Genomic DNA, 16,791 nt, shown 5'->3' with positions numbered 1-16,791 from the left:
CACGGCTTGGCAGTATAGGCGCTAAAATTGACGATAGTTATGAAATAGACTGACCGCAGGCGCGGCAAAAACGCCGTACCGTTTCCGCCATACCATATTCCAGGGCATCCGCCGTCAGCCCATGGCCAATGGAAACCTCCGCCAGATAGGGAATTCTCCCCATCAGGGCCGGCAGATTGGCAACCGTCAGATCATGACCGGCATTCACACCAAGTCCCAGAGCCTTGGCATGATCGGCAGTCGCGCCCAATTTCTCCAGCCACATCTGCGCTTCCTCGGGCTTATCGTAACCGCCGCCATAGGGGCCGGTGTAAAGCTCGATACGCGCGGCACGCGTATCGGCGGCCAGTTGCACCGCGTCCTTGTCGCCATCGCCATCTGCAAAGAGGGAAACGCGCATTCCGCCTGCGGTCAGGCGCGCAACTGTTTCCTTCAAGAAAGTAGAGTGCTTTCGAAAATCCCAGCCGTGGTCGGATGTCGCCTGGGATGGGTCATCAGGCACAAGCGTGACCTGCTCGGGCTGCGCTTCCTCACACAGCAGCAGAAAGTCTTCGGACGGATAGCCTTCGATGTTGAATTCGGCGTCCGGATATTCGTCGTCGATCAACGCGCGCAAAACCGGCAGATCGGAAAAACGGATATGGCGCTGGTCAGGCCGAGGGTGAACCGTCAGCCCGCTGGCACCGGCCGCCAGCGCGATGCGGCCAAAATTTGCGACGTCAGGCCAAGGCAGATCCCGGCGGTTTCGAAGCATTGCGATGGCGTTGAGATTGACGGAGAGTTTGGCTGGCATGGTCGGACCGCTTTTTACAATGTGTGAGCCCACTGTTTCCCCCACTCTGCCGTTTGCCGCAAGCGACTTGCCGAAAATAATTGAAAACTTCGGAACCAAGTTCGGCTGCCCGCATTGTAGAGGCAGTTGGGGCTGGGAATGTATTATGTCTAACGAATATTTTGACGCGGTCATAGATCGCGAAAAACATATCCAATTTGGTGTCGTCATCGAAGCGGGGAAAAATGCCGGCTGGAAAGCGACGCCCATAAGCGATGCAGGAAAGCCCAGACAAATGCCAAACAGGGATGTATCTGCTGTCAGCGCGAAGAATTTTCTGCCTGACATTCGTATGCCTTCAAATATGCCGCCGGAGCCTGTCGGCATTGCCGATATGGCGAAAATGTTCGACGTTACCCATAGAACGCTGCATTTTTACGAAGAAAAAGGCATCATTGCCTCGCGCCGTTCCGGCATCATGCGTGTGTATTCTCATGCCGATATACGCCGCATGGCGGTCGTGAACTTCTGCCGCGATATCGGCATCCCGATCGCAACAGTGCAGTTGATCATGCAGGATCTTTCTACAGCTACAACGCAAGCTGAAGCGGATGACCTCTTTCAGGCCGCCCTTGCAGCGCGCAAAAAAGAAGTGAATGCCGAGCTTTCGAAGCTCAGTGTGCAAATGCAGAAGATCAACGATGCGCTTTTGCCCGAAGAGCACCACGCGGTTGGTGCAACGCAAGCCAAGACAGCAACAGACGTCAGATTGACGACGCGTGAGCGCCAATGCCTAGAGCTGATGGCGGAAGGCTATGCGCCTGCAAGGCTTGCGCGCACCTTGGGTGTTCCCGTTGAAGAGCATGAGCGACTGGAAGCTGTGATTCTGGAAAAAGTCGGCGCAAGCGACAGATATCAAGCCGTAGCAAAAAGCCTGCAGCTGGGCCTGATCAGCCAGAACGAGGAATAGCACTCACGGGAGTTAGTGCACTTCCGCCGGTCAGCGCACTATCGTCAGTGTTTCAGCGGCCCGGGTGATGGCGGTGTAAAGCCATCTTTCGCGGGAATCACGAAACGCAAAGCTTTCATCGAACAGCACGACATTGTTCCACTGCGATCCCTGCGATTTGTGGACGGTCAGCGCATAGCCATAATCGAACTCGTCATAGCGCTTGCGCGTGGTCCAGGGTATCTCGGTCTCGCTTTCTTCAAACGCAGCCTTGAGCAACTTAATCTTGGCCGCGCCGCGATCCATATCATCGTCTTCGGGACGGATCATCAGGTTGATGCCGGGCTTCACCGTCTCGCGTGATGAACTCATGACCTGCCAAAGGGAGCCGTTGAGCAGACCCTTTGCGGGATCATTTCGCAGGCACACCAGCTTGTCACCCGATTGCGGATAATCGGCACTGAAACCCTTGAGCTCACGCAAACGCTGGTTATACCGCTTGCGGGTCCGGTTGGTGCCGACCAGAACCTGATCTGCATCCAGCACAAGCCCCTGCGTCACCTCATCCTTGGAAATGACCTGGGCTGCACCATAGTCGCCGCGCATGATTTCCTTGCCTTCGCGCACATCCATGGCAAGCTGGATGATGGGATTATCCTTCGCCTGACGATGGATTTCAGACAGCAGGAAATCCGGCTCCTGCTCGGTAAAGAACCCGCCACCGGATATCGGCGGCAACTGGCCGGGATCACCCAGCACGAGGATAGGCGTGCTGAAGCTCATCAGGTCGCGGCCAAGTGCCTCATCCACCATCGAGCATTCATCGATGATAATAAGAGCTGCCTTGGCAAGCGGGCTCTGGCGGTTGATGGAGAACATCGGCGAGATGGATGTCTTGCCCGTCTCTTCATCCTCCACCGCTTCCTCGCCACGGGGACGATAGATCAGGGAATGGATCGTGCGGGCATTTGTTGCACCGCGGGAGCGCAAAACCTGCGCCGCCTTGCCGGTAAAGGCTGCAAAAAGGACTTCACCATCCACATGTTCGGCAAAGTGCTTTGCAAGCGTCGTCTTGCCCGTTCCGGCGTAACCGAACAGCCGAAAAACCGGCGTCCGGCCTTCCTTCAGCCAGCGCGAAACAGCCTTCAGGGCTTCATCCTGTTGTGGAGATAATTGCATGCGCTCTCTTCGCAGGATTCGAGCGTGAGGCGCAACAAAAAAAGAACGAATGACAGAAATGGCAGGGTCACTGACGACCACACACCTACAAGTCAAAGGAACAATATAGCGCTATATAAGTAATTTCTCATTCTTGAAAATACAATAACTGACCATTAACGAACGATAAATTTGTTTAATATACTACCGATTATAAGGATGAACTATTAGGGATAGTTTGTTCACACCATTCCAAAGATCAAAATCGCGCGACTGAATACGCGCATCAAACGAGATTTCTGGACAGATCTTGTTCGGTATGACGCCGTTTTGATTGAAATGACATAACTTGAATTAGGGGTCGACGAACTATGTTTTCTTTCCAAAATCTTTCGACAAAGTCGAAAGTCGTTTTAGGCACAGCTGCACCTGTTATACTGGCGATTGCCATTGGCGCTATTTCGCTGAACAATATCGCTTCAATGGACAGAAGCACGCACTGGGTTGAACACACTTATAAAGTCTTGCAGACAACGGACGACATCACCGCTGCGGCCGTTGACATGGAAACGGGCATGCGCGGATTCATCATCACCGGCAAGCAGGACTTTCTGGCCCCTTACCGCCAGGGCGAACAGGCCATTTACAAGACAATCAGCGATCTGAAAAAGACGGTCAGCGATAATCCAACTCAGGTTGGTCGCCTCGACAAGATCGAGAAGGCAATCGGTGACTGGCAAAAGATGTTCGCCGAACCTCAGATCAAGGCGCGCGGCGCATTGGCTGACACGACAACCCTCGGCGATATGAACAAGCAATTGGACGCATCCCAGGGCAAGACCTATTTCGATGGCCTCCGCGGCTTCATCAAGGAGTTTCAGGGCGAAGAAAGCGCACTGCTGGCCAAACGCAACGCCGCCAACGAAGCGTCCATATCCTCAGCCAAGACCATGATCTGGGGCAGCATTGTCGGCGCAATCGTCATCGCGCTCATGGCAGGTCTTGCGATTGGCAGCGGCATTTCCAGACCATTGCTGGCGATGACTGCAGCCATGAAGCGCCTTGCCAATGGCGAGACGCAGGTGGAAATTCCCGGCGTCGGACGCAAGGACGAAATCGGCGTGATGGCGGAAACCGTGCAGGTCTTCAAGGACAACGCAATCGCCAAGATCAACATGGAGCGCGAGGCGCAGGCAAACCGCTCCATGAGCGAAAAGCAGCGTCAGGAACAGGAAACCCAGAAGGCGCAGGAAGCGGCAGAAATCCAGCTGGCTGTCGATGAACTGGCAAAGGGTCTTGGCCAGCTGTCCGATGGCAATGTCGCATATCGCATCACCGCTCCGTTCGCCGCCCATCTCGACAGGCTGAGAGGCGACTTCAACAACTCGCTCGCAAAGCTGAATGAAGCACTCGTTTCCGTCGGCAAAAATGCCCGTGGCATCGATGCCGGTGCAAACGAAATCCGCTCCGCCGCCGATGATCTTTCCAAGCGCACAGAGCAGCAGGCTGCCTCCGTTGAACAAACAGCTGCCGCGCTGGAAGAAATCACCACGACGGTGAAAGATAGCAGCAACCGCGCAGAAGAAGTTGGCCACCTGGTTTCAAAGGCTCGCGAAGGCGCGGAAAAGTCCGGCGACGTCGTTCGTCAGGCCGTGACAGCCATGAATGAGATCGAACGCTCCTCCGGTGAGATCACCAACATCATCAGCGTTATCGATGAAATCGCCTTCCAGACGAACCTTCTTGCCCTGAACGCCGGTGTCGAAGCCGCGCGTGCGGGTGAAGCAGGCAAGGGCTTTGCCGTTGTTGCGCAGGAAGTGCGTGAACTCGCCCAGCGTTCTGCCAAGGCAGCCAAGGAAATCAAGGCGCTGATCACCACATCCGGCGAGCATGTCCGCTCCGGCGTCAACCTTGTTGGGGAAACCGGTCGTGCGCTTGAGGTGATTGTCACCGAGGTTCAGGAAATCAACCGCCACATCACGGCGATTGTCGAATCATCGCGTGAACAGTCTGTTGGTCTTCAGGAAATCAACACTGCCGTCAACACGATGGATCAGGGCACGCAGCAGAACGCAGCCATGGTCGAGCAGTCCACAGCGGCCAGCCACAGCCTTGCCAAGGAAGCCGCATCTCTGAACCAGTTGCTGTCGCGCTTCAACCTGGCTTCGTCAGACAGCAATAGCTGGACGGCACCGACACAGGCCGCCCCGGTCAGAGCAGCCTCAACCGCGTCGAGACCCGCACCATCCCCTGCCCGTGCACTTGGCCGCAAGATCGCAGGCGCTTTCGGCGGCGGCGCGTCGGCTGCCGCAGCTCACAGCAACTGGGAAGAGTTTTGATCCATCCAAATCCACAAAAGGCCCAGGGGAAACCCTGGGCCTTTTTTATATCACGCTGAGATCGAGCACCCAATTTTTATGGATCGACCTCGTGGCTCGTGGGTTTAAGATGCAGATGACATCAACCCGGAGCGCTCACATGTATGACGACATCCCAACCATCACCCTACCATCCGGCAGAACTGTTCCGGCTTTGGGCATAGGCACATGGAATATGGGCGACGACAGCGCAAAAGCCGCAAACGAGATCGCAAGCATCCGCAAATCTGTGGAGCTTGGAATGTCCGTTATCGATACTGCTGAAATGTACGGAGACGGCAAATCAGAGGAGATCGTCGGCAAGGCGATTACAGATTTGCGTGATGATGTGTTTCTCGTCAGCAAGGTTTACCCGTTCAATGCCAGCGCCAAGGGCACGATCGAAGCCTGCGAGCGCAGCCTGAAACGTCTGGGAACCGACCGTCTCGACCTCTATCTGCTACACTGGCGCGGCTCCTACCCGCTGGAAGAAACGGTCGACGCCTTCGAAAGATTGAAAGCTGACGGCAAGATTGCCGATTGGGGCGTCTCCAACTTCGATACCGATGATATGGAAGAACTCTTCTCAATACCCGAAGGCAGAAACTGCGCGGCCAATCAGGTGTTTTATAACCTCTCACGCCGTGGCCCGGAATTTGACCTGCTGCCATGGTGCCAGAGCCATGGCGTGCCAATCATGGCCTATTCGCCCGTTGAACAGGGCCGCATCCTGTCCAATCACGAACTCATCCGCATCGCCAAAGCCTATCAGGCAACCCCTGCGCAGGTGGCTCTCGCATTCCTGCTAGAGCGCGACGGCGTGATGGCCATCCCGAAATCCTCCAACGCGCAGCGTGTGGAAGAAAACCGAGGCGCGACGGATCTTGAGATCAGCGACGAAGATTGGGAAGCGCTCGACGCGGTGTTTCCGCCGCCGGTAAAAAAGACTGCACTGGAGATGCTATGATTATTCAGCTCCTTGGACCGTTTTCCAGACTCAAAGTCACAACGACTTGAAACGAAACATCTCTCCCGGGCATTGCGGCCTAACGCGGGCGATAAAAAAGCTTTAGGATCAGATACACCGGATAGCTGATAACGACGAGAATGATGGCTGCTTCGTGCGTCGAGGCAACATCGGCCCAACCTTCCATTTTGGAATTTCGGCCAAATATTCCGAAACCGAAGAGCAAAGCACCGCCGAGAATAATAGCGCAGGTCACCAGCACACCCCACCACTCTAACTCAAGTGATCCGTTCCAAGCCGCATAACCCACGACGCTAGCGCCGGAGAACATCAAGAAGCCGACGGTCAAAAGGTAGCTTCGCCAGAACAGCGCTTGGTCTAATTGCCGGAGACGTTTTGACATGGCTAAAACCTTCGAAGGCATTTTAATTTCATTTTGCAATCTATCCACACTTAAAAAAATGCGCGCATGGAGGTGCAGGATTGCGATGCTGTTCTACAATAGTAGCAGTCCTGCAATAAACATCTTATCCGCCTGAGCAACGAAAAAAGCCCGCAGCAAAGCCGCGGGCTTTCTCCCAATCAATCGATCAAAGAGATTACATTCCCTGCGGGCCACGGTTCATCGCAGCAATGCCCGTGCGGCAAACCTCGATGAGACCCAGCGGCTTTATGATCGTCAGAAACTGGTCGATCTTGGACGACTTGCCGGTGATTTCGAAGATGAAATGCTCCAGCGTTGCATCCACCACCTTGGCGTGGAAGGCATCGGCCAGACGCAACGTCTCGGCACGGTCTTCACCCTTTGCTGCCACCTTGATGAGCGCAACTTCGCGCTCGATGGGGCGATCCTGGCCGTTCTGGCGGGCGCGCACCGTCAGGTCCACGACTCGGTGAACGGGCACGATGCGCTCGAGCTGCGACTTGATCTGCTCGAGAACACCCGGTGTGCCGCGCGTGACGATGGTGATGCGCGACAGGTGCGCCTCATGCTCCGTTTCCGAAACCGTCAGGCTTTCAATGTTGTAACCGCGACCGGAAAACAGGCCGATCACGCGGGCCAGAACACCCGGCTCGTTGGAAACCAGAACCGATAGCGTGTGGTTTTCAACCGTTTCGGTTTCCTTCTGAATGAAGTAGGCCGAACCGGTGGGCTGTAGATGTGCGTTCATATCCGTGTTCCTCTCCCGATCAGACTAGCTGACGGCCCTTTGCATCAATGGCGTTGGCAACGGCTTCGTCGGTGGCTTCATCCGGCAACAGCATCTCGTTATGTGCCTTGCCCGATGGGATCATCGGGAAGCAGTTGGCGAGATTGGCCACGCGGCAATCGAAGATGACAGGTTTATCGACTGCGATCATCTCGGCAATCTTGCCATCCAGTTCGGCCGGGTCATCGCAATACATGCCAACGCCGCCATAGGCTTCCGCCAGCTTGACGAAATCAGGCATGGCTTCCGTATAGGAGTTGGACAGGCGGTTGCCGTGCAGCAATTGCTGCCACTGGCGCACCATGCCCATATACTGGTTGTTCAGGATGAATATCTTGACCGGCAGATTGTACTGGATGGCGCAAGACATTTCCTGAATGCACATCTGGATCGATGCGTCTCCGGCAATATCGATAACCAGCGCATCCGGGTGGGCAACCTGTACGCCGATGGCGGCGGGCAGACCATAACCCATGGTGCCGAGACCACCCGATGTCATCCAGCGGTTTGGTTCTTCAAAGCCGAAGAACTGCGCCGCCCACATCTGGTGCTGGCCCACTTCCGTGGTGATGTAGGTTTCGCGGCCCTTGGATGCCTCGTAAAGACGCTGGATCGCATATTGCGGCATGATGACGTCTTTGGAGTTTGTGTAGGCAAAGGACTTGCGCGCACGCCAGCGCTCGATCTGCTCGTGCCAATCCTGCGTCTGCGCCTTGTCCGGGCGCTGCGGCAGCGCCCGCCACAGACGAACCATGTCTTCCAGAACATGGGCAATATCGCCAACAACGGGAATATCCACGCGGACGTTCTTGTTGATGGAAGATGGATCGATGTCGATGTGGATTTTCTTGGAATTGGGCGAAAACGCATTCAGACGGCCGGTAATACGGTCATCAAAGCGCGCACCAACGCAGATCATGACATCGCAATCATGCATGGCCATGTTGGCTTCGTAGGAACCGTGCATGCCCAGCATGCCCAGCCACTTTTCACCCGATGCCGGATAGCAGCCAAGGCCCATCAGGGTCGAGGTGATCGGGAAACCGGTCAGCTGAACCAGTTCGCGCAACAGGCGTGTCGCCTCAGGGCCGGAGTTGATAACGCCGCCGCCGGTGTAGAGAACAGGCCTACGGGCCTTCGACATCAGCTCAACGGCTGCGTGAATGGCGTTGATATCACCCTGAACACGCGGCTTGTAGCTCTTCTGCTGGACGGCAGCGGATGGCGGCGTATAGGTGCCGGTCGCAAACTGAATGTCCTTGGGAACATCGACAACAACAGGGCCGGGACGACCCGTCTGAGCAATACGGAACGCCTCATGAATGATGCCAGCCAGTTCATTAACGTCCTTGACCAGCCAGTTGTGCTTGGTGCAAGGGCGCGTAATACCAACGGTATCGCATTCCTGGAAGGCATCCGAGCCAATCAGCGATGTGGGAACCTGACCGGAGATGCAGACGAGCGGGATGCTGTCCATCAACGCATCCTGCAACGGCGTCACGGCATTGGTGGCACCGGGGCCGGAGGTTACGAGCATGACGCCAACCTTGCCGGTTGAACGGGCGTAACCTTCAGCGGCGTGGCCTGCACCCTGCTCGTGGCGCACCAGAATGTGCTGGATATCGTCCTGCTGGAAAATCTCGTCATAGATCGGAAGAACTGCACCGCCCGGATAGCCGAAAATATGCTCGACGCCGTTGTCTTTCAACGCACGCAGAACGATTTCCGCGCCCGTCATGGTGTTGCTGTTTTCCGTATTGTCCTTATCCGTCATTGCCTGTTCCATCCCGATTTGGCTTTGGATATCGTTGGGCCATCTGGCCCGAGTGAAAGACATAAAAAAAGGCCCCTGGAGGAGCCTCGTTCAGCGCATGGGTGCTTTCGCCGGATGGTTACACCATCCTGCCCATGCGCCGTCCCACCACGATAAGTACGTTAAGATTTTTCATGGGTCGGAGTGTTAGCCACAAAGTTAACGTCCGTCAACGCACGCTCCGGAAAAAATTTCATTTATTGCGGGAATCGATCCGTAAGCGAAACAAAATTTCGCCCTTCCTATACAAGTTGTTAAAGGCAACCATCTAAATTCAGGGGGCAATGGCTGGACGAACCCGGAACGCCCAGACGATAAAAACCGACAAGACCTATGACAGGGGCGAAACGTGTTCAACGACGACCTTCGCAAATCGGCACATGCGGGCGAGCAAGATCGCCGCGACGAGCTGATGGCTGCCAATCGCCTGCTCGGGCGCGTCATTTCCTGCACCGGTTCCCGAGCCACCATTTCAGCCACCACCGAACCCGGAAAGACAGACCTTGCGGAACTGTGGTCGGTGGGCCGCCTGATTTCCATTGATCTGGGCGAAACACGGGTCGCCGCCCTCACCTACGCCATGCGAACCGATCAGGTTGAATGGTCGAACGAACGCCACAATACGCTCCTGATTGAGGTTGAGCTTCTCGGAGAAATCCGTCCAACGGCGGAAGGTATCGAACGCTTCTCGACCGGCATCTCGCGCTACCCCTATCTGGGTGCCGTCGCCCATCGCATCCGGTCCAGCGATCTGATGCGGATCTATGAAACGCAGGAAGCGGGCGCATGCGTCGTCGGGCGCCTGACGCAGGATGACACGATCGATGCCACGATCAGCATTCCGCAGATGCTGTCCAAGCACTTCGCTGTTCTCGGCTCCACCGGCGTCGGCAAATCGACCGCCGTGTCGCTGCTGCTCAGCAAGGCGATTTCCAAAGACCCGAAGCTGCGCGTCCTTATTCTCGATCCGCACAATGAATATGCCGCAGCCTTCCCGATGACATCTGTGGTCATCGATACGGATACGCTGGACCTGCCCTTCTGGCTAATGAAGCTGGAGGAGTTTACGGAAGTTCTCTATCGCGGACGCAAGGCCGTGGCCGAAGAACTGGACGTTCTGCGCGATCTGATACCGGAGGCCAAGCGCGCCTTTCGCGGCGCAGATAACTCCGTCATGCGCCGTGCCTCGGAAAAGTCCTCGCTGACGGCAGATACGCCGGTGCCCTACCGAATAGCCGATCTTCTGGCGCTGATCGACGAGCGGATCGGGCGGCTGGAAGGCCGAGATGAGAAGCCAGCGCTGCGAAACCTGAAAATGCGCATCATGGCCGCCATCAATGATCCGCGCTACCACTTCATGTTTTCCAACAGCACGATCACCGATACGATCATGGAAACGGTCGCGCATATCTTCCGCGTGCCGGGCGAAGGCAAGCCCATTTCAGTTTTCCAGCTCGCGGGCATTCCGTCCGAAGTGGTAAATTCCGTCGCCTCGGTCCTCTGTCGCATGGCGTTTGAGTTGGCCTTGTGGAGCCAGGGCGCCATTCACACGCTGGTCGTCTGCGAAGAAGCCCACCGATACGTCCCGGCAGATCCCGCTCTCGGCTTCTTCCCGACCCGTCAGGCCATTGCGCGTATTGCCAAGGAAGGCCGTAAATACGGCGTGTCGCTCGGCATTATCACCCAGCGCCCCGGAGAGTTGGACCAGACGATCCTGTCGCAGTGCTCCACCGTGTTTGCCATGCGGCTTTCCAACGAAAACGACCAGGAGATTATCCGCTCGGCCATTCCCAATTCGTCCGTTTCCACCACCAGCTTTCTGTCTTCCATCGGCAATGGCGAAGCCATCGCCTTTGGTGAGGCGATCAGCGTGCCGATGCGCATCAAGTTTGATCGCGTCGCCGCCCACAGCCTTCCCAAGGCCAATGGCGTCATGCCCCACATTGCCGAAGATACGCCTGACACGGTTGACCTACGCTCCATCGTCAAACGCATGCGCGCCGTTACCGGCCCTGATATTTCCGGCTTCCGCCAGAGCTATGACGCAACAATGGCTCAGGATGCTGAGGAAGAAGAGTTCGATAGCTGGAAAAGCAATTTCAACGAAGAAAGCAGCGGCAACGAACCCTACCGGCCAGAAATGCTGCCGCGCAGCTCAGGCTTTGCCCCAAAGCCGCAAATGCCCCAGCGACCGGCTGTAACGGAACCACAGTCGAGGCTTGGCCCGGTTGCGCCGCAACCTTACAGCCAGGAGCAGCGGCCTTCTTTGCGAGACAGCTTGCTGAAGACGCCTCTCGGTAGTCTCTATAAGAAAGACTGAGACGGCAGGTTTCCTATTTACCCAGTGGCACGCCGCCGCTTTGCGATGGGTCGAACCGCTCCCAGTCCTCACCCATCTGGTTGCGAAACCACGTCATCTGTCTCTTGGCATATTGGCGCGTCGCGGCAGCGGACTTTTCAATCACCTCCGCCTGCGTCATCCTTCCTGCCAGCATCTCGGCAATCTGGGAAACGCCGATAGCCTTCATGGCAGTCGCGTCGGGCGAAAGCTCCTGCGCTAGAAGCGCCTTCACCTCTTCCACGGCCCCGCTCTGCATCATCAAGCCGAATCGCTGATTGATTCGCTCATGCAGCAAGGCTCTGTCCGGCAACACCACGAATTTCCTAGCCCGGTCGGGATCGATAATCATGGGGCCACGCGCCTGCTGGAACATGCGAATGGATTGGCCCGTCGCTTCCATAACCTCCAGCGCACGCACGATGCGCTGCCCGTCGGTCGGTCGCAGGCTGGCTGCGGTTTCTGGGTCGCGCTGAGTAAGCTCTTCGTAAAGCTCAGCCGGTCCATCTTCCACCAGACACGCCCGATACTTCTCGCGTATCTCAGCTGGAATGGCTGGCATATCTGAGAGGCCGCCCGTCAAAGCTTTGAAATACAGCCCGGTGCCGCCAACAATCACCGGAAGACGCTTCTCGCCCCGCAGCGTCTCGATAAGCGCCGCTATTTCACGAAGCCACTCACCTGTCGAATAAAGCGTGGCTGGCGGGACGTGCCCGTAAAGATGGTGCGGCACACCCTCCATCTCGTCTCCGGATGGACGTGCGGTGAGCACCTGCAATGTGTCATAAACCTGCATGCTGTCTGCATTGATGACGACACCATTGTTCTCCCGCGCCCATTGAAGCGCAAGCGCGGACTTGCCGCTTGCCGTCGGGCCGGTTATCAGGATCGCATCGAAGTCGTCATCAAGGTTTCTCATCATGGCTCTCGTTGCCACGCTTATCGCCAATCCGTCAAATCCTGTTCTGAATTCTACCATTGCGGAAAGCGCGGCCAGTGCCCTCAACGCATCCGGGCTTTATTGGCTGGCGGATGGAATTGCCTGTGACCTGGTGTTGCGCGATGGCACGGATGTGGCAGCAGCCGAACGCGTGCTGCGGATGGCCATCGTCGACAGACCGATCGACATCGCCATTCAGGAACAGGATGGGCGCCGCAAGAAAATCCTGATCGCCGATATGGACTCAACCATGATCGGGCAGGAATGCATTGATGAGCTAGCCGCAGAAGTCGGCTTGAAAGAACAGGTCTCCATCATCACGGCCCGCGCCATGAATGGCGAGATTGCGTTTGAGCCAGCGCTGCGCGAGCGGGTCGCATTGCTCAAGGGCCTGCCGATCTCTGTCGTGGATGAGGTTATCGAAAAGCGGATTACGCTGACATCAGGCGGTCTGGAACTGATCGCGACCATGAAGGCCAAGGGCCATTACACAGCTCTGGTGTCCGGCGGCTTCACCGTCTTCACCAGCCGCATCGCCGCCACGCTGGGCTTCGATGAAAACCGCGCCAATATTCTGGGCGAGAAAGACGGGCTACTGGATGGCACCGTTGCCGAACCCATTCTCGGCAAGCAGGCCAAGGTCGATGCGCTGAACGACATCGCCACGAAGCTTGGCATTTCACCTGAGGACGCGATGGCGGTGGGCGATGGCGCCAATGATCTGGGCATGCTGCATCTTGCAGGTGCAGGCGTTGCGCTTCACGCCAAACCGGCAGTGGCAGCTGAAGCAAAAATCCGCATCGATCACAGCGATCTCACCGCACTTCTTTATCTTCAGGGCTACAGAAAGTCAGACTTCGTCACTCCATGATTATATGTGGAACACCGAGGCTCATTCTGCGCGACTGGAAGCCAGTTGATCGCCATCTTTTTCGGCTCATCAATGCCGATCCAAAGGTGATGGAGTTCTTTCCCACCTGCCGTAGCCATGCCGAGTCAGATGCCACAATGGCGCGCACCAACGAGATGATCCACGCCACCGGCTATGGCTTCTATGCGGTGCAATTGCGTGAAACGGGTGAAGCCATCGGCTTTTGCGGCATCGCGCCCGCCAATCTGGAAGGCATATTTGCCGATAACGCGCTGGAAATAGGCTGGCGGCTGGCACCGCGCTTCTGGGGCCAAGGCTATGTTACGGAAGCGGCCAAATCATTGCTGGCCATGGCATTCGACGAGAAGAGGATACCGGAAATCGTGTCCTTCGCCGTTCAGGACAATCACCGCTCGATTGCCGTTATGAAGCGCATCGGCCTCATCCGCGATGCCTCGCGGGACTTCATCCATCCCCGCGTGCCGGATACGCACCCTCACCTCATGCCGCATGTTACTTATGCGCAGACCATGGATGGGTGGAACGGGAAATAGATGGTCGGCTGACGTCAGCCCTTATTGTCGTGGTCGCTCTCTGCATCGCCCTTATCGAGCTTGCTCTGATCCAGCGTCCGGCTGGCCTTGTCATTCAAGGCAGATGTCAGGTTCTTCTCGGATTTGGTGCGACCGAAAGTCAGGCGGTTCTGCTCCGCCTGCTTTTCTTTTTCAGACCTGATCTTCTGTTTGCGAAACTGGCGCAGATTGACGATATCGCCTGTCAAAACAATCTCCTGATCCGCGCCGTGCAATCACTTGTTCTTGCGGAAAGCGTCCAGCGAAACAACGGAACCGGCCTTCTTTTCCTCGTCCGGCTTCGCCTCTTCAGAAGGTGCAGCCTTCGCTTCTGCTGAAACGGGATAAGCGGTGATTTCCGCTTCCACGACCTCTTCCTCGAGCGGAACATCGAACTCAAGCTCGAAGTTCACGGAAGGATCGTAAAAACCCCTGATGGCATTGAAAGGAATGACCAGCTTTTCTGGCGTATCCGAGAAGGACAGGCCAATCTCGAACTGTGTTTCAGTAACCTTCATGTCCCAGAACTGGTGCTGGATGACGATGGTCATCTGTTCGGCATATTTGGACTTCAAATGCTGTGAAATCCGAACGCCCGGCGCGCCAGTCAGGAAGGTGATGAAAAAGTGATGGTCGCCCGGCAGCCTCGTCGTCGCCGCAACTTCGCTCAATACTTTGCGAATAACGCCGCGAAGGGCATCCTGTGCGAGAATGTCGTAACGGATATGATCCTGCCCCATACGGTCCTGTCTTTCCTATTCGAACGTCTTTTAACCAAGTATACGCAATGTCTTACATCGCAGCAACGGAAAAGCCCCGCGCTGGCCGAGTCATTTCACCACATAAGCAATTCTGGTTATCTTATAAACAAGTCTGGCGAAATGGAGAAGGTGGAGGTTTCTGTTGCCAGGTACCTCCGAACCCCGCCTTACGGGGCTAACCGTAAGGGCTTAAGTCGGAATTCCCACACCGCCATTAGGCAGCGAGAGCGTATTCCTTAGCGTTGTTGTCATTTGCAACTACACTTGTGACCCGATAACGGCGGTATCATGCCGAGCAAAAGTTCGATCTTTACACCCTTGTCGATCCTATTTCGCCCCCATCAAAAGCGGGCCACCCAAAGCGGGGGCCAGTTTTTGGTGGAGGCGCCGGGTACCGCCCCCGGGTCCAATAGGCTTATTCCATCGACCGTTTATCGCCATAGCCGGATTTGCACCCGGCAAGGCTCATATAGGCGCATAACGCGCCCGAGAAAAGGGGCTTCGTGACATTTCCATGAAGCGAGGAGGGCAAATCCCGACACGCCATGCGTTTCATCACTCTCTGATGCCAGCATTTGCGAAACCAGAATCCGGGGGAAGAGGCTTTCTAAGTCTGGTTCCGCCGCTGCAAAAGCTTATAATGGGCGCATATATGGAATCGGTGGCGGACTGTTATGAAGCAATATCTCGATCTTCTTGCGCATGTGATGGACGCTGGCAGCGACCGTGGCGACCGTACCGGCACCGGTACGCGCTCGGTCTTCGGATACCAGATGCGGTTTGATCTGTCGGAAGGCTTTCCGGTTCTGACCACCAAGAAGCTACATCTTCGCTCCATCATCCATGAACTTCTCTGGTTCCTAAAGGGCGACACAAACATCGCCTATCTCAAGGAAAATGGCGTTTCCATCTGGGATGAATGGGCGGATGAGGACGGCAATCTCGGCCCTGTCTATGGCGCGCAATGGCGCTCCTGGCCAGCACCCGATGGCCGCCATATCGATCAGATCGCGCTTTTGATCGAGAGCCTGAAGGTCAATCCGAACTCACGACGCCACATCGTCTCCGCCTGGAACCCGGCGCTGGTCGATGACATGGCGCTGCCGCCCTGCCACTGCCTGTTCCAGTTTTACGTGGCCGATGGCAAACTGTCCTGCCAACTCTACCAGCGCTCGGCCGATATTTTCCTCGGCGTCCCCTTCAACATCGCCTCCTATGCCCTGCTGACGATGATGGTGGCGCAGGTGACAGGCCTGAAGCCAGGGGATTTCGTGCACACGCTGGGCGATGCGCATATTTACGCAAACCACTTTGAGCAGGCCAAGCTGCAAATGACGCGCACACCGAAGCCGCTGCCCACCATGCGCCTCAACCCCGACGTCACGAGCCTGTTCGATTTCAAGTTCGATGATTTCACGCTGGAAAATTATGAGGCCGACGCCTCCATCAAGGCACCGATCGCCGTATGAGCAAGCCGCGCATCACGCTCATCGCCGCTGTTGCGGAAAACGGTGTTATCGGTCGCGATCTAGAAATGCCGTGGAAGCTGTCGTCGGATCTCAAGCGCTTCAAGGCGCAGACCATGGGCAAGCCGATGATTATGGGGCGCAAGACATTTCTCTCCGTCGGCGAGCGCCCCCTGCCCGGCCGGCCACACATCATCATCAGCCGTAACCCGGATTATCGCCCAGCAGGCGTTGACGTGGTGTCGTCGCTCGAAGCTGCGCTTTCGTTTGCCGCAGACAAGGCCGCAGAGCTTGGTGTCGATGAGGTTTTTGTGGCCGGTGGTGGCGAAATCTACCGTCAGGCCATGCCCTTCGCCGATCAACTTTCCGTCACCCATGTTGAGGTCTCTCTGGAAGGCGATACGTTTTTCCCAGAAATCGACCCCGCGCTTTTTAAAAAAATTGACGAAATACCCTTATCTGCCGGGGAAAAAGACAATTATCCGGTCAGATTCACGACGTACCGCAGATATCACGCATATCAGTGAAGTATTTACCGTGATTGGGTATTAAGTTACCGCGTCTGCGTTGAAACGCACCCTTCTCCTTCTTATAACTGAGAGCACAGTCCCGTCTG

16 protein-coding genes and 1 other RNA gene are annotated in these 16,791 nt (G+C 56.2%); 8 read left to right on the top strand and 9 right to left on the bottom strand.

Going from position 1 to position 16,791, the window contains the following annotated elements:
• Positions 1 to 37: 37 nt before the first annotated feature.
• Entirely contained in the window at positions 38 to 793 is a 756-nt protein-coding gene (locus tag RQI55_RS02600; RefSeq protein ID WP_243255572.1) for a pyridoxine 5'-phosphate synthase, read from the bottom strand.
• 274 nt (positions 794 to 1,067) lie between these two features.
• Between RQI55_RS02600 and RQI55_RS02595 the strand changes: the two genes are divergently transcribed.
• Positions 1,068 to 1,742, top strand: coding sequence for a MerR family transcriptional regulator (locus RQI55_RS02595; RefSeq protein WP_311276907.1), 675 nt, complete (start codon positions 1,068 to 1,070; stop codon positions 1,740 to 1,742).
• 30 nt (positions 1,743 to 1,772) lie between these two features.
• On the opposite strand, the gene RQI55_RS02590 is transcribed toward RQI55_RS02595, so the two are convergent.
• The gene (locus tag RQI55_RS02590; RefSeq protein WP_042616044.1) at positions 1,773 to 2,900 is read right to left on the bottom strand and encodes an ATP-dependent RecD-like DNA helicase; all 1,128 of its coding nucleotides are present in this window, start codon (positions 2,898 to 2,900) and stop codon (positions 1,773 to 1,775) included.
• A 350-nt stretch (positions 2,901 to 3,250) separates the two neighbouring features.
• Here RQI55_RS02590 and RQI55_RS02585 point away from each other — a divergent pair, with 350 nt between their 5' ends.
• Complete coding sequence (locus tag RQI55_RS02585) at positions 3,251 to 5,218, top strand: methyl-accepting chemotaxis protein (protein ID WP_311272256.1); 1,968 nt, start codon at positions 3,251 to 3,253, stop codon at positions 5,216 to 5,218.
• A gap of 139 nt (positions 5,219 to 5,357) precedes the next feature.
• A complete protein-coding gene (locus RQI55_RS02580) occupies positions 5,358 to 6,203 on the top strand; it encodes an aldo/keto reductase (protein WP_243255570.1) in 846 nt (281 codons plus the stop codon).
• A gap of 79 nt (positions 6,204 to 6,282) precedes the next feature.
• Here RQI55_RS02580 and RQI55_RS02575 read toward each other — a convergent pair whose 3' ends face one another.
• The 3 genes from RQI55_RS02575 to RQI55_RS02565 form a co-directional block, all read right to left on the bottom strand.
• On the bottom strand, positions 6,283 to 6,627 hold the full coding sequence (locus tag RQI55_RS02575; protein ID WP_243255569.1) for a hypothetical protein: 345 nt from the start codon (positions 6,625 to 6,627) through the stop codon (positions 6,283 to 6,285).
• A 175-nt stretch (positions 6,628 to 6,802) separates the two neighbouring features.
• Positions 6,803 to 7,375, bottom strand: a complete 573-nt coding sequence (gene ilvN, locus RQI55_RS02570) for an acetolactate synthase small subunit (RefSeq protein WP_042616048.1) — start codon at positions 7,373 to 7,375, stop codon at positions 6,803 to 6,805.
• Between the two features lie 19 nt (positions 7,376 to 7,394).
• Positions 7,395 to 9,188, bottom strand: a complete 1,794-nt coding sequence (locus RQI55_RS02565) for an acetolactate synthase 3 large subunit (protein WP_243255568.1) — start codon at positions 9,186 to 9,188, stop codon at positions 7,395 to 7,397.
• A 388-nt stretch (positions 9,189 to 9,576) separates the two neighbouring features.
• Between RQI55_RS02565 and RQI55_RS02560 the strand changes: the two genes are divergently transcribed.
• The gene (locus RQI55_RS02560) at positions 9,577 to 11,547 is read left to right on the top strand and encodes an ATP-binding protein (RefSeq protein ID WP_243255567.1); all 1,971 of its coding nucleotides are present in this window, start codon (positions 9,577 to 9,579) and stop codon (positions 11,545 to 11,547) included.
• Between the two features lie 13 nt (positions 11,548 to 11,560).
• Here RQI55_RS02560 and miaA read toward each other — a convergent pair whose 3' ends face one another.
• The gene (miaA, locus tag RQI55_RS02555) at positions 11,561 to 12,487 is read right to left on the bottom strand and encodes a tRNA (adenosine(37)-N6)-dimethylallyltransferase MiaA (protein WP_243255565.1); all 927 of its coding nucleotides are present in this window, start codon (positions 12,485 to 12,487) and stop codon (positions 11,561 to 11,563) included.
• Between miaA and serB the strand changes: the two genes are divergently transcribed.
• Both serB and RQI55_RS02545 read left to right on the top strand, forming a co-directional pair.
• Complete coding sequence (gene serB, locus RQI55_RS02550; protein WP_243255563.1) at positions 12,486 to 13,376, top strand: phosphoserine phosphatase SerB; 891 nt, start codon at positions 12,486 to 12,488, stop codon at positions 13,374 to 13,376. The genes miaA and serB overlap by 2 nt on opposite strands.
• Positions 13,373 to 13,930 (top strand): GNAT family N-acetyltransferase, encoded by a 558-nt coding sequence (locus tag RQI55_RS02545; RefSeq protein WP_243255562.1) that lies wholly within the window; start codon positions 13,373 to 13,375, stop codon positions 13,928 to 13,930. Before serB ends, RQI55_RS02545 begins: the two co-directional genes overlap by 4 nt.
• 14 nt (positions 13,931 to 13,944) lie before the next feature.
• Here the strand turns inward: RQI55_RS02545 and RQI55_RS02540 are convergent, their stop codons facing one another.
• The 3 genes from RQI55_RS02540 to ssrA all read right to left on the bottom strand — a co-directional run bounded on the left by RQI55_RS02540 (position 13,945) and on the right by ssrA (position 15,208).
• On the bottom strand, positions 13,945 to 14,157 hold the full coding sequence (locus RQI55_RS02540) for a DUF4169 family protein (protein WP_243255561.1): 213 nt from the start codon (positions 14,155 to 14,157) through the stop codon (positions 13,945 to 13,947).
• Between the two features lie 27 nt (positions 14,158 to 14,184).
• Entirely contained in the window at positions 14,185 to 14,688 is a 504-nt protein-coding gene (locus tag RQI55_RS02535; RefSeq protein ID WP_243255560.1) for an SspB family protein, read from the bottom strand.
• A 149-nt stretch (positions 14,689 to 14,837) separates the two neighbouring features.
• Positions 14,838 to 15,208, bottom strand: a transfer-messenger RNA (tmRNA) gene (gene ssrA / locus RQI55_RS02530).
• Positions 15,209 to 15,383: 175 nt separating this feature from the next.
• Here ssrA and RQI55_RS02525 point away from each other — a divergent pair.
• Positions 15,384 to 16,178 carry a thymidylate synthase gene (locus RQI55_RS02525; protein ID WP_243255559.1) on the top strand — a complete coding sequence of 265 codons (795 nt, stop codon included), beginning with the start codon at positions 15,384 to 15,386 and terminating at the stop codon, positions 16,176 to 16,178.
• Complete coding sequence (locus RQI55_RS02520) at positions 16,175 to 16,702, top strand: dihydrofolate reductase (protein ID WP_311272258.1); 528 nt, start codon at positions 16,175 to 16,177, stop codon at positions 16,700 to 16,702. Before RQI55_RS02525 ends, RQI55_RS02520 begins: the two co-directional genes overlap by 4 nt.
• The last annotated feature ends 89 nt before the right edge of the window (positions 16,703 to 16,791 follow it).

This window comes from Rhizobium sp. WCS2018Hpa-16 (genome assembly GCF_031843705.1).
Taxonomy (GTDB): Bacteria; Pseudomonadota; Alphaproteobacteria; order Rhizobiales; family Rhizobiaceae; genus Agrobacterium; species Agrobacterium tumefaciens_C.
This window is presented reverse-complemented; position numbering and strand designations above follow the sequence as displayed.